General features: G+C 68.6%; 9 protein-coding genes. 4 read left to right on the top strand and 5 right to left on the bottom strand.

The genetic code is table 11. The features are described 5' to 3' along the window. Nucleotides 1-62: 62 nt before the first annotated feature. The 5 genes from LLH23_17480 to LLH23_17460 all read right to left on the bottom strand — a co-directional run bounded on the left by LLH23_17480 (nt 63) and on the right by LLH23_17460 (nt 8,351). Nucleotides 63-1,217 (bottom strand): DegT/DnrJ/EryC1/StrS family aminotransferase, encoded by a 1,155-nt coding sequence (locus tag LLH23_17480; protein MCE5240258.1) that lies wholly within the window; start codon nt 1,215-1,217, stop codon nt 63-65. Between the two features lie 202 nt (nt 1,218-1,419). Continuing rightward, on the bottom strand, nt 1,420-2,319 hold the full coding sequence (locus tag LLH23_17475) for a DUF2334 domain-containing protein (protein MCE5240257.1): 900 nt from the start codon (nt 2,317-2,319) through the stop codon (nt 1,420-1,422). A 127-nt stretch (nt 2,320-2,446) separates the two neighbouring features. Beyond that, on the bottom strand, nt 2,447-3,742 hold the full coding sequence (locus tag LLH23_17470; GenBank protein ID MCE5240256.1) for a neutral/alkaline non-lysosomal ceramidase N-terminal domain-containing protein: 1,296 nt from the start codon (nt 3,740-3,742) through the stop codon (nt 2,447-2,449). 227 nt (nt 3,743-3,969) lie between these two features. Next, nucleotides 3,970-4,194 (bottom strand): hypothetical protein, encoded by a 225-nt coding sequence (locus LLH23_17465; GenBank protein ID MCE5240255.1) that lies wholly within the window; start codon nt 4,192-4,194, stop codon nt 3,970-3,972. 143 nt (nt 4,195-4,337) lie between these two features. Beyond that, nucleotides 4,338-8,351, bottom strand: a complete 4,014-nt coding sequence (locus LLH23_17460; GenBank protein MCE5240254.1) for a hypothetical protein — start codon at nt 8,349-8,351, stop codon at nt 4,338-4,340. Between the two features lie 120 nt (nt 8,352-8,471). Here LLH23_17460 and LLH23_17455 point away from each other — a divergent pair, with 120 nt between their 5' ends. The 4 genes from LLH23_17455 to LLH23_17440 all read left to right on the top strand — a co-directional run. Beyond that, nucleotides 8,472-8,966: a hypothetical protein gene (locus tag LLH23_17455; protein MCE5240253.1), complete on the top strand. Its 495-nt coding sequence runs from the start codon at nt 8,472-8,474 to the stop codon at nt 8,964-8,966. Nucleotides 8,967-9,032: 66 nt separating this feature from the next. Beyond that, nucleotides 9,033-9,875, top strand: coding sequence for a sugar phosphate isomerase/epimerase (locus LLH23_17450; GenBank protein MCE5240252.1), 843 nt, complete (start codon nt 9,033-9,035; stop codon nt 9,873-9,875). 26 nt (nt 9,876-9,901) lie between these two features. Then, complete coding sequence (locus LLH23_17445; GenBank protein ID MCE5240251.1) at nt 9,902-10,954, top strand: histone deacetylase; 1,053 nt, start codon at nt 9,902-9,904, stop codon at nt 10,952-10,954. A 53-nt stretch (nt 10,955-11,007) separates the two neighbouring features. Next, a partial coding sequence (locus LLH23_17440) for a hypothetical protein (protein ID MCE5240250.1) occupies nt 11,008-12,648 on the top strand: 1,641 nt, incomplete at its 3' end.

Raw genomic sequence — 12,648 nt, 5'->3', positions numbered from 1 at the left:
GGTCGGTGACCGCTCCCACGCCTCCATTGTTCCGCCATCCCCCTCATCCCCTCATCCCGCCGTCAGCCTCTCTCCATCGTCTCAATCGCCTTCCGCAGGCCCTCCGCGACCTCCTTGGCCGTCTCCTCGGAGATCATGCAGTTGTGGTTCACCAGCCGCGGCAGGAGCGCCTCGGCGTTCGGGCACAAGCCGTCACGGTACTCGTAGCTGCCCTCGTAGTACGGGCAGTTCTTGGTCGGGCAGCCCTTGTTCTGGTAGGCCAACGGGTGGGTGAAGAGCTTGTACTTGTACGCCGGGACCTGCGTGAAGCCCACGTTCCAGGTGTGGCCGGTGTCGAATAGCGCCTGCTGGAAGGCCATCATGTCCAGGCCGTGCTCGTCGCCGCGCCACAGGAACGAGAAGATGTACGGCGAGTTGCCGCAGCCCTCGCGGATGACGCGCGGCTGCAGCCACTTCACGCCTGCGATGGCCGCCGACAGATGCGCGTACGACTTCTGGTACTCCTCGATGTAGCCCTTCACGTTGTCGAGCTGCGCCAGGCCCACTGCGGCCTGCATCTCGGTCATGCGGAAGACCGTCGCCAGGTGCGGCGGGGACTCGCCGAAGCACGTGACGCTGCGGATCTTGGCCGCCAGCTCTTCGTCGTCGGTCACGGCCATGCCGCCGTCGCCGGTGGTCATGTGCTTGCCCGAGCAGAAGCTGTACACGCCGATGTGGCCCCAGGTGCCCGCGAACTTGCCCTTGTAGGGCAGGAACGCCGCGTGGGCACAGTCCTCGATCAGGATGATGCCCTTCTCATCGGCCAGCGCGCGGAGTCTGTCCACCTCGGCCGGCTGGCCCCACAGGTTCGTGACCACGATGGCCTTCGTCTGCGGGGTGATGTTCGCCCGCGCGGACTCGGGGTCCATCAGCCACGTGTCCGGATGCACATCGGCCCACGTCGGATGGGCGTTCATCCACAGCGCGCCGATGGCGTGGAACTGCACCAGCGGGTCGCACAGGACCTCATCGCCGGCGCCGGCATCGGCCGCGAACACGGCGGAGATCAGCAGCGACATGGCGGCATTGGCGGCCACGGCGAACTTGCTGCCATAGGCCTCGGCGAAGGCCCGCTCCAGCTTGCCATGGAAGCCGTCGTTCTGCCCCGACAGCCGCCCGCGCTCCAGCACTTGCTTGAGGTACTCCAGTTCCGGCCCGTCAAACCGATCTACGCCCATCGTGTGCCTCCTTAGTTAGCGGCAACGGCTCCTCACCCCTACCCCTCTCCCTCGCTCCGCTACGCTGCGCTCCGGAGAGGGGGGCATTCGGCCACCTCTGTGGCTTCGAAGGTGCGATGCGGCAGCCGGATCCGTTGAACCCCTCTCCGGAGCGCTCAGCCTCACCGAGCGCGAGGGAGAGGGGTGAGGACCATCCGTGCCTCTACAGTCTCCGCAACACCGACACCTTCCCCGCCTCGATGTCCCCCACGAGTTGTGTCAGTGTCTGGAACTGCACCCCGAACTCCTCCCGCGCCGTGGCGATCAGCCGGTGTAGCAGCTTCTGCGACAGCCCGTCCTCGGCCCCGACGCACTGGACATGGCAGACCAGGATGAACACCCCGCCCTGGTTGTAGATGCGCTCCATGTCCTCGACCGCCAGCGCCAGGTGGGGCTCGATCTTCTCCTCGGTCAGGTACCACGCGTACTCGCTGGCGATGGGGAGGTTGATGACGTCGTCGTTCAGGTAGTAGGCATGTGGGGGAACGTCGGGATCCCAGTCGCCGGGGTCGTCGTACTTCTCGATGATGTACGCCCAGCCACGCCGGTCCACCACGAGGTTGGAGGCGTACTTCATGCCGACGTCGGCCATGGCGTCGTACAGCTCGGGCGTCTGCGACAGCGCCCCGGTGCGGAACACCAGCGGCCGCCGCCCGAAGGCCTCACCGAAGATGCCCAGAGCCGTCTGCAGCTTCTCGACATAGACCTCGCGCCGCCAGAGATGGCCGAACTTCTCGGTGCAGTCCCGCAGCTCCCCCTCGGGGTCGCCGCCCAGCCAGCGCACGATCTCGTGGTAGGGCCCGAACTCGCAGTTCCAGTGATCCAGCCCGTGCAGTTGGCAGTCATGCCCGTCGCGCTCGGCGGCGTGCAGGGCCGCGAGCCACTCGGGCTGCCTGTCGAGCTGCCAGCCCCCCTCGCCGCGCGGCACGACCATGAAGCTGGCCGGCGCCCCCTCGGCATCATAGAACCGCCGCACGCGGTCGAAGATGCTCAGGTCCTGGATGAGGCCCCCCGGGTCATCCACGGTGACGACGAAGCGGCGCGTCTCGTCTGTGGCAGTCATCGCTCGGTCTCCTGGGGCGCGAACACGGCAGCAGGTTCGTCAGCGGCGCTGCGGCACCTGCCGGTCGTCGGCCGATCTCTGCCAGGGCAGGCGGTACGCCCGACACTCCTGTCGGGCCTTGCACCGGCTACCCCGCCGCGTGCAGCCGCTGCAGCAGCCGCTCGATGCTGTCGCGCAACACCGTCTCCGCCTCCGGGGCAAACGGCAGCCGCCCCCACCAGATCGGGGTGAAGGTCACCTCGTAACCCCCCTCGTCCAGCGCCGCCGCCGTCGGGATGTACGCCCCCGAGCCGTTCGTGCAGCCCAGCGTCAGTGTCTGACGGAACGGCGAGACGGCGTTCGCGTGCAGTTGGTAGTCCACGAACACCTCGCCGGGCAGCCCCAGCACGGCTACGTCGCCGATCCGCAGGCCCTGCAGCGGGAAGTCGTACGGCGGCAGCTCTTCCCCGCGCTCCTTCATCCCCTTGAGCTTGACCCACGTATCGCGGAAGGCCCGCGCCATGTTGGTGTTGTTCTCGGCTCCGCTCGCCTCGGCCTCCGCCAGCTTGCGCTCGCAGTCGGCCAACTCCGCCTCGATCTTCGCCATCTGGGGCAGGCGCTGGCATGGCAGCGACGACGGTTCGTGCAGAGCGGCTAACTTCACCTCATCGGTAGTGGCGATCTCCTCGCGCACCTTGAGCACTTCGCCCGCCAGCATCGTCCCCAGCCGCCGGACATCCTCCCAGGTGCGCTCGGGGGCGTCGCAGTTGATGTTGCCGCTGCAGCCCTGGGCGAACATGGCGACCGCGCCGGGATGCACCTGCTGCACGACCGCCTGCGCCCGGCCGGGGTAGTCGGCCGAGATCAGGTAGCTGTCGCCGCCACGGGTGACGGCGTGGGCCGCGTGGGCGAAAAGGATGGCCAGCGGGCGCCCCTCGGCGTCATCCACCCGCACCACATCCACATACGGGGCCACCGGCCCCTCCGGGTTGCGCCCCAGGATCATCTGCCCGTCCCGCATCTCGCGCCGGTTGATGCCCACCTGCACCGGCCCGCGCGACGCGCCGAGGCGCGCCGGCTGCAGCGCCGCGTGGGCCATGACGGCCCCCCCGGCGATCTGCCGCGCGACGACGGCCGCCAGGCCCTCGTCCTTCAGTTGCGGCCCGGAATGCGTGTGGCTGCAGTTGACCATCACGTGGTCGCCCGGGAGGCCCGTCTCGCGCTCGATCTGCTCGCGGATGCGCCCGACCAGGTCTGCCGACAGGTTCAGCAGGTCATTGGTGATGAGGCACACGCGTGTGACGCCGTTGTCGAGGACCAGGGCTTTGGAGTACAGGGGGTCGTGCAACCCCTCGGACCCGTGATCCCGCGCGGCAAAGCCCGCCAGCGGCGTGCCCACGGGCGGGGTGATGTCTACGGTAGCGACTCCGGCTTGCAGCGGCATAGTGCGTTCCTCGCGTTGCGATGGCGGATGCTGGCGTGGCTCGGCTGTGGGAGCGGTCACCGACCGCGACGGATGGGCTGCACGTGGGAGCGGTCACCGACCGCGACTGCGATCAGGCGGGTCGCGGTCGGTGACCGCTCCCACACCCAGACCATCTCTGTGAGCGCCGTAGGTCCGCTCATCCTCCCCATCCTTGCATCCCTATATCCTGTTCGCCTTTCCGTTCGTTACGTCGTCTCCTCGCTCTTCCCGAACTTCGCGTCCCAGGCGTCGAGCGCCGAGGCGGCGGTGTCGCGCTTCTCCTTCACCCGGGACAGGTCGTCCAGGTTCACATACAGCTTCGTGACGCCATCCAGGTCCAGCGCTCGAATGTCAATCTCCAGCCACCCCTCCTGGCTGGTGGTGCCGCCGTGGGTAGCGGAGTACTTCAGAAACCGCGCCGGTATCTTCATGGTGTCCTCCTGCGAAGGCGGCGGGTGTCACGCCGTGGGTGATAGGCCGTGCCGGCGGCCGTGAGGCCCGTCACACACGGCGTGACACCCACGGCCTCTTCCTCCCCATCCTTACATCCTTGCATCCTGTATGCCGTTCGCCGTCACATCCCCCGCACCGCGTCAATCTGCACCTCAACCCCCGCCGGGCCGCTGCCGGGGTCAATCCGGAAGCCGGTGAGGCGCTTGCCGGCCCACAGCGGGTGGCTGCCCACGGGGATCGCATAGTCGCGCATTTGCCCATCGGCGATCAGCTTCGTCCGGGCCGACTTGGCTTCATCGAAGCCCGGCGAGTCGCTAGTGGTCCAGAACACCTGCAAGTCGCCCTGCGCACCGGCCGGCAGCGCCATGCGCACCACCACCGTCTTGACCGTGTCAGCCGGGACATCGAGGCTGCCACGGACGAAGTAGGGGTCGGTCGCGGTGGTCGTCATGTGGACGACGCCCTCGCGCACCACCGGGTTGCCCAGGTCGTGCGCCGCTCGCCAGCCCTGCTCGTCGTTGTCAAAGCCGAAGTCCAGCTTCGTCGCCAACTCCACGGCGATGCGCCCCTGCTCAAAGCGCGCCCCGGCGATCTCCAACTCCAGGCTCGGCCAGTGCGCCTGGGCCCGGGGGACTTGCGTCGCCTCGGTGGGCTTGATGCACAGCGCCCGGCACGTGGGGAAGTACTCCCAGCCCAGGCCGGGAGCGTTCGAGAGGCGCGGCGTCTCGGGCAGCGCCTCGCCGTCCACCTTGACACTCTGCGGCCGGGCGATGTTGCACACCACGATCTGGCTCGTCTGCGGCGGGCGACAGCCCACCGTGGCTGTCAGCCTCTCCCCCTCCCACTTCGCCCCGCTGATCGCCGCGCAGGCGTTCAGGCGTATGGTCTGCCCGCTTTGCGTCAGCGTCACTGTCTCGGGGCTGGGATGCATGCCGTAGAGGCGGTAGAGCACATCGAGTATCTGCCGGGGCGCAAAGACCCACGGGCAGCGCCGCAGCGTCACGCTGTCGAAGTTGTCAGGCCACAGGCCCACCCACTTCTCGTTGGCGTCGGGCCAGATGTCCCCGCCGGTCTGGGCGCCGTGCTGCTGCCACATGGTGCTGATCGTCAGCCCCTCGGCCATCTGTCGCCACGGGTACGACTGGTCGTACGCGTCCAGCTTGGCGTACGCCCGGGCCAGCCGCATGCCGTTCCACTGCACCGGCCGCCCGAACCAGTTGCAGGTGTACCAACTGGCGCCCATGACCGGGATCGAGGCGTATCGGAGCGCCTCGTAGCCGGGCGTGTCCCACATGTAGATGAAGGGGAGACCCGTGCGCGCCCAGAACACGGCCTGCTTCAGCAACGCCGCGTCACCGGTGATGAGATAGCCCTCCAGGTACGCCTCGCAGGCGTCGGCCGAGGCCAGCACATCGGGGGTGTGGACGGGCACCTCCCACACCTGCGCCGCGCGCGGCACGGTGAACCGGTTCATGAACTGCAGGGCCTTCAGCCCGGCGGCCGTGGCCTGCGCATCGCCGGTCATGCGAGCGTAGCGCAGGATGGTGTAGGCGGTCTGGGCGCACGTGCCGACTTCAGCGGCCTGGTCCGGCCCCAGCTCGGCGTAGTCCATCCCGGCGAAGATGCCGGACTTCTCGATCCGCGCATGGAAGCGCCACGAGCCGTCCTCGCCCTGCGCGCGCATCAGCCCGCCGATGTGGTCCGCCTGCCCGATCAGACTGGCAACCGGGTTGCCGAATTCAAAGCCCATGTCGTCACCGACGGGCTTCTGGCCGCTCAGTTGCTCCACCAGCGCCAGCCGCTCCCGGCAGGCGTCCTTGACGCCCTCGTCGCCGGCCATGACCCGCGCGTAGTGCAGGTCGTACATGTACGCCGGGTGCCAGCCCAGCGAGGCCATCATGTTGGGGCCGTTGAGCGAGCCGAACCACTTCTGTGTCTTGGGGTCCCACAGCGATTCCAGGTAGCCCGCGGCGCTGAAGCTGATCTCGTCATTCATGCCCGCCCCGTGGGGGAAGCGCTGGGGCTGCGGCGCGCCATAGAGGGCGAACCAGCGGTCCATGGCCGTCAGCGCGTCGGCCGCACCGGTCTTCGCGTACAGGCGGCACTGGAGGCGGACGGCCTGGTCGCGCTTGATCTCCCAGGCCTTCTCGGTCGCCAGGCGCGGCGGGATCCACCACTCCGGGTCGGCGCCACCCGGGGCCATGAGGCCCAGCAGACAGGCATTGCGCCCCTCGAAGCGGTCCGGCGCGGCGAAGATCGCCCGCGGGCGCGTCTCCTCACCGGTGATCTTCTGCAACTGGTCCCATAGCAGCCCGACCGTCGTCCCGTCGGTGCTGATGCTCATGCAGGGGATCGTCACCGCATGCGGCGGCGGACACCAGCGCCAGCGCTGCGGCATGCTGGCGGCGATGTCCAGCGTGGACGACGACTCCTCCTCGGGCGTCAGCCACTCCAGCCCCGGCAGGACCGCCTCGGCCTTCTTGCTGCCCCCGCTCCCCTCGCCCACGTACAGCATGGGCCCGTGCAGGCCGTACAGACTCGAGTCCTTCCCGGCGACGAGGCGCAGGTCGTAGCGGATCGTGTCGGCGCCCGGCTCGGACGTCAGCGCCCACGTCACGGCTGACCCATCCGGGGCCTTGCCGGTGATGACCAGGCTGGCCTCCTGGCCCTCACTCTGTGCCTTTACCTCGGTCGGCTGCAGGAGTTGCCGCCCCTCGCCCTGGCTGGCCGGCTGCGTCGCGACAGACCCGAGTTGGGGCAGCACGCCCACCGTCCGCCACTTCCCCTCCCTGTTGACCTGCAGCCAGCCCGGCCCCAGAGGCACCGCCGCGGCACGCGCGAAGACCAGACGCATGCCCTGGTTCCCGACCACCGCGTACGGGGCGCGCACCTGCGCGTACGCGCCCTGCTGCGGGATCGAGGGCAGCAGCACCGGCTGCGGCGGCGCGCAGACCAACTCCACCGCGGCCTGGCCCACGGCCTCGCCACCACTGACGACCTCGGCCGCGAACCGGAGGCTCGAGGTGAGCTTGGTCGGCGTGGCGATCCAGCTGGCTTCCACGGTCGCGCCGGGGCGTACCAGGTGCAGATCATGGGGCTCGCGGGCGGCCACACACTCGCGCGCCGCCGGCGTGTCCAGCAGCCGCGCCGTCGCGCCTGACACCGCGACGTTGCCCTCGTTCCTGATGAACAGCCGGAGAACGCTCGGAGTACCCGGCCCCACGACGAACCGGTCCGCCCGCAGTTGCTCCACCACGAGCTTCGGGGCCAGGTCGAGGCGCCCCTCGCTCACAACATCAGGCCCGATGGTGATGGCGATCCTGATCTTGTCGGGGCGGTCGCGCAGCCCTGTGACCGTCCACTCCTGGTAGGCGATGCCATCGGGCGGCGTGGCGGGGAGGTCGAAGCTCTCGCCCGCGGGCGTCTTGAGGGTGTCGGGCAGGATGATCGAGAGGCGGCCGGCGGCGGTGGGTTGGTCGCCCACGTTCCTGATCCGGGCCCGCACCACGCAGGCCTCCCCCGCCTTGCCCTTGTCCTCAGTCAGCGTGATCTGGTCCACCTTCGGCAGCGGCCCGACCGAGGCGATCCACTGGATGTCATCCAGAATGAGCTGCCCCTCGCCCCCGGTGATGCGCGAGGCGACGTGCAGCCACTTGACCTTGTCGTTGTCGGTGAAGTCGTACTTGAGCAGGCCCCGATGCCACCGCTTGTCCCCCACGTGGGCCCGTGGCACTTCGTACATCACGCGGCCCGAGCCGGTCCCCTCCACCGGCGCGGCGCTCATGGGGATGATGCCCACGACCATGCGCGTGTTCTCGCCCATGGCGGGGGCCTGGTACCAGAACTCCAGCCCGCCCTTCATCTCCGCCAGCATCGCGCCCTGCTCGCCGGAGTTGATCTTCCAGCGGCGGTTCAGGCCCGTCTCACCTTTGGCGTCGGCAGTGCGATCCAGCAGCAGCGCCTGCTGGCCGGTGCGGGCGGTGTTGATGACCTCGCCCTTCCCGAGCAACTCCCAGTCCACCAGGGCGCCCTGGGCGTCCAGGGCCTCGAACGAGCCGTTGGTGACCGGATTGCCCTGAGCGTGCGCAACAGTCAACGGCAGCAATACCACAGCGAGCAGCAGCAGTCGTCGCATCGGGCATCCCTCCGTGTGCTGAGGACAGGCTGGCGTCTCCTTCGCCGTGCGGGGGGCGCCGCCCTGCGCCAATCTCCGCCTGGTGAAGGGCTCACAGGCCAGAGCGGCGAACATGCTCCCATGACCCCTGACACGCAGGTCCAGCCTCCCCCCTGGTGGAAGCTCGGGCGCCTGGAGTTGGTGGCACTGGCACTCGGGGCCGTGGTGGGCCTCGCAGCCGCCGCGCCGCTGGTGTGGCTGTCGGCTGAGGCCCTGCGGACTGGGCACACGGAGCTGACTGCGGCCTCGCACCTGTACCCGGGCGAACTGCTGGTCGTATGGCTCTGCGGCGCGCTCATCGGCGGCATGCTGGCCGCGCACGCGGTCCGGTGGCTGTCCCGCGGGGCGGAGATGGCCTCCCCTGCAGCCCACGTGCTGTGCCTGGTCGCCGGCAGTTTGGTCGTCGCCCTGCTCAGCCCGCTGCCCCCCGCCCTGGTGGCCCTGGCCCTCACCCGCCACGCCGCCACCTTCGGCCTGTACTACGTGTCCACGGGCGGGCTGGTCGGCTGGCAGCCCGGGGTCATCAGCTTTGTGTTTCTGTATACGTTCCGGGTGCTGGAACAGCGGAAGCAGTAGTGGCGCGATTCATCGCGCCCGCGGGCGTCACCGGGCACCATGAATGGCGCCGCTACAGGAGGACACATGAAATTCGCTATCTGCAACGAGATCTTCTTCTACGAGGACAAGGAGAAGTGGACCATCCGCAAGCAGTTCGAGGCCGCGGCGGAGCTGGGCTTCGACGGCATGGAGATCTCACCCTTCACGCTCAACGACCTGGTGCAGAACATCACCGACGAGCAGAAGCAGGAGATCCGTGACGCCTCGGCGGCCACGGGGGTCGAGGTCGCCGGCATCCACTGGCTGCTGATCGGTCCCACGGGCCTGCACGGCACCGACCCGGATCCGGCCGTCCGTGCGCGCACAGTCGCCTACTTCGAGGACCTCGTGCGCTTCGGCGTGGAGATCGGGGGCCAGATGATGGTCGTCGGGTCGCCCAAGCAGCGGGCCATCAAGGAGGGGGTTACCTTCGAACAGGCCTGGGAGTGGTTCAAGGAGGCCATGGCGGCCGCGGGCAAGGTGGGCCAGGAGGCGGACTTCAAGGTCTGCATCGAGCCGCTGTACGTGGGCACCGGCAACAACTTCATCTACCGCGCCGAAGAGGCCCGGAAGATGGTGCAGGAGATCGGCCTGCCCAACGTCGGCGTCATCCTGGATACCTACAGCGGCACCAAGGAGGAGACTGACCTGCCCCAGGCCATCCGCGACACGGCCTGCTGCCTGTACCACTACCACTGCAACGACCACAACGGCCTGGCCCCCGGTCTGGGCGACCTGGACTTCGTGCCCTATATGAAGGCCCTGCTGGACATCAACTACCAGCGGTATGCGAGCATCGAGGTCTTCGACTTCAAGATGGACGCCAGGGAGCACGCGGCGATCGGGCTGAAGACGCTGAAGGCAGCCCTCAAGGCAGCGGGAGGTTAGAAAGCATCGCGTGGGCGCGCGATCACATGTCCACCATGACCACTGGCCTCGTCTACGACGACCTCTTCCTCGAACACGGTGAGCCCTGGCACGTCGAGAATCGGCGGCGGCTGGAGGCCATTGTCGCGCGCCTGCAGGGCAGCGGCTTGTGGGAGCGGATGGACCTGCTCGACATCCAGCCTGCCGATGAGAACCAGCTGCTCTGGCTGCATGATGAGGACTACCTGGAGGAGCTGCAGTTCATCTCCCAGCGCGGTGGCGGGCAGTTCGACGCCGACACCATCGCCAACTGGGCGACCTGGGCTGCCGCCACCACCGCCGTCGGGAGCTGCCTGGGCGCCGTGCAGGACATGCTCGAGGGCGGGGTGGACAACGCCCTGTGCCTGGTTCGCCCGCCGGGCCATCATGCCCGGCCCTCGCAGGCCATGGGGTTCTGCTTCCTCAACAACGTGGCCCTGGCGGCCGAGTTCGCTCTGCGCCACAGCCTGCAGCGCGTGGCCATCGTGGACTACGATGTCCACCACGGTAACGGCATCCAGGAGATGTTCTACCACCGGGGAGACGTGCTGTACGCCTCCATCCACCAACTGGACATCTATCCCGGCACCGGCACGGTGGACGAGGTCGGCGTGGATGCCGGGATCGCGCAGAATGTCAACTTCCCCTTACCAAGGGGCGCGCAGAATCGACACTACCTTCTGGCCCTCGACGAGGTCATACTGCCGCTCATGCGCCGCTACCGGCCGGAGCTGATTCTCGTCTCGGCCGGCTACGACGGGCACTACGCTGACCCGCTGGCCAGCCACGAGCTGACCGCCGACGTGTACCACGCCCTCACTGTGCGGCTCCGCGAGCTGGCCGCGGAGCTGTGCGAGGGGCGGCTGTGCGTATGCCTGGAGGGCGGGTACAACCTGGACGCGCTGGCCCACGGGGTGGAGAACACCGCGCTGGCGCTGCTGGGCGACGACCCCATCGCGCCGGACCCCGGCGCCCCGGACGTGCACCCCGACGCGGCGGCGCGCGTGGATGACTACCTGCAGGCGGCGCTGGACCTGCACAAGACGAGGCTGGAGCTGTAGGCCGTAGCCGTTACCCTCTTACCCTTGACCCTGGACTCTTTACCCTCTTTCCCATGGATGACCGCACTCTTCGAGTTCTCGAATATGACAAGGTCCTCGCGCTGCTGGCCGAGGCAGCCGGCTCGTCGCTGGGCAAGGCACGGGCGCTGAAGCTCGAGCCGCAGACCGAGGCCGCGGCGATCCGCCGCCGTCAGCGTGACACCTCCCAGGCTGCCTTCATCATCGGCCGCTATGGCTCCATGCCGCTGGGCGGCCTGACCGATGTGACCGACACGCTCAAGCGCGCTCGGGCCCAGGCGTCCCTGTCCGGCGGCGAGTTGCTCGCCGTTGGCAACCTCATCTACTGCGCCGACCGCCTGCGGGAGTACTTCGCCGAGGGCGAGGACCTCGCCCCCGATCTGGCTCGCCAGGCCGCGCAACTGAGCGACCAGGGCGCCCTGCGCGAGCAGATCGAGCGGACGCTGGATGACGACGGCGAAGTGCGCCGCGACGCCTCCGACGAGATGGACCGTCTCTACAACCGCCAGGCGATCCTCGAGGGCCGCGCCCGAGACCGCATGGATAGCCTCATGCGGCAGGCCGCCGCCAGCGACGTGCTGCAAGACCCCATCATTGTCCAGCGCGAGGGGCGCTTCTGCCTGCCGGTGCGCAGCGACCGCCAGAGCCACCTGCGCGGCATCGTCCACGACCGCTCCGACAGCGGGGCGACCCTGTTCATCGAGCCCTTCGAGATCGTCGAGATCGGCAATGAGCTGCGGGAGATCGCGAGCGAGATCCTCGTCGAGATCAAGCGCCTGCTGCGGGAGCTGTCGGCGCAGGTCGGGGCCGCCGGGACAGACCTGCTGCGCGATCTGGACACCCTCTCCTTCTTCGACTTCATCAATGCCTGCGGGCGCATGTCGCGTAGCATGAACGCGACCGAGCCGGTCGTCCGCGAAGACGGTGTCGTGAACCTCAAGCAGGCGCGCCACCCGTTGCTGCGCCAGGACGTGGTGCCGATTGACTTCTGGATCGGCGAGCAGTTCCACACGCTGCTCATCACCGGCCCCAACACCGGCGGCAAAACCGTGTCGCTCAAGACGGTGGGCCTGCTGACGCTCATGGCGCAGTCGGGCCTGCACATCCCCGCCGAGCCCGGCTCGCAGATCCATGTCTTCGAGTCGGTGTGGGCGGACATCGGCGACGAGCAGAGCCTGGAGCAGTCGCTCTCGACGTTCAGCTCGCACATGACCCAGATCATCAAGATCGTGAGCCGCGTGACGGCCCGACACCGCGTGGGGCCGGACGTGGCGGAATCCGGGGGTGTGGGAGCGAAATCCCAGGGCGTGGGAGCCCCCCCCGGGGGCGTGGGAGCGGTCACCGACCGCGACCGGCCCGCGTCCCAGTCGCGGTCGGTGACCACTCCCACACCTGGCTTGGTCCGCCCCACGCGTCAAGCCATGAACTGCCTCATCCTCCTCGATGAGCTGGGCGCGGGGACGGACCCGGCCGAGGGGGCGGCGCTGGGGCAGGCCATCCTGGAGGAGCTGCACGCCGCCGGCTGTCGCACCGTGGCGACCACGCACTACAACGACCTGAAGGTCTTCGCCTACGCCACCGAGGGCATGGAGAACGCCTCGGTGGAGTTCGACGTCAAGTGCCTGGAGCCATCGTACCGCCTGCTGATCGGGCAGCCGGGCTCCAGTAACGGCCTG

The sequence above is a fragment of the bacterium genome, assembly GCA_021372615.1.
Lineage (GTDB): Bacteria > Armatimonadota > Zipacnadia > Zipacnadales > UBA11051 > JAJFUB01.
Note: the sequence above shows the minus strand (reverse complement) of the source record. Positions and strands in the feature narration are given on the sequence as shown.

What these genes read in the sequence shown, in the direction of transcription:
- LLH23_17475 (MCE5240257.1), bottom strand. Translation starts at nt 2,319, where the DNA reads ATGACTGCCACAGACGAGACGCGCCGCTTCGTCGTCACCGTGGATGAC.
- LLH23_17460 (MCE5240254.1), bottom strand. Translation starts at nt 8,351, where the DNA reads ATGCGACGACTGCTGCTGCTCGCTGTGGTATTGCTGCCGTTGACTGTT.
- LLH23_17455 (MCE5240253.1), top strand. Translation starts at nt 8,472, where the DNA reads ATGACCCCTGACACGCAGGTCCAGCCTCCCCCCTGGTGGAAGCTCGGG.
- LLH23_17470 (MCE5240256.1), bottom strand. Translation starts at nt 3,742, where the DNA reads ATGCCGCTGCAAGCCGGAGTCGCTACCGTAGACATCACCCCGCCCGTG.
- LLH23_17450 (MCE5240252.1), top strand. Translation starts at nt 9,033, where the DNA reads ATGAAATTCGCTATCTGCAACGAGATCTTCTTCTACGAGGACAAGGAG.
- LLH23_17480 (MCE5240258.1), bottom strand. Translation starts at nt 1,217, where the DNA reads ATGGGCGTAGATCGGTTTGACGGGCCGGAACTGGAGTACCTCAAGCAA.
- LLH23_17465 (MCE5240255.1), bottom strand. Translation starts at nt 4,194, where the DNA reads ATGAAGATACCGGCGCGGTTTCTGAAGTACTCCGCTACCCACGGCGGC.
- LLH23_17445 (MCE5240251.1), top strand. Translation starts at nt 9,902, where the DNA reads ATGTCCACCATGACCACTGGCCTCGTCTACGACGACCTCTTCCTCGAA.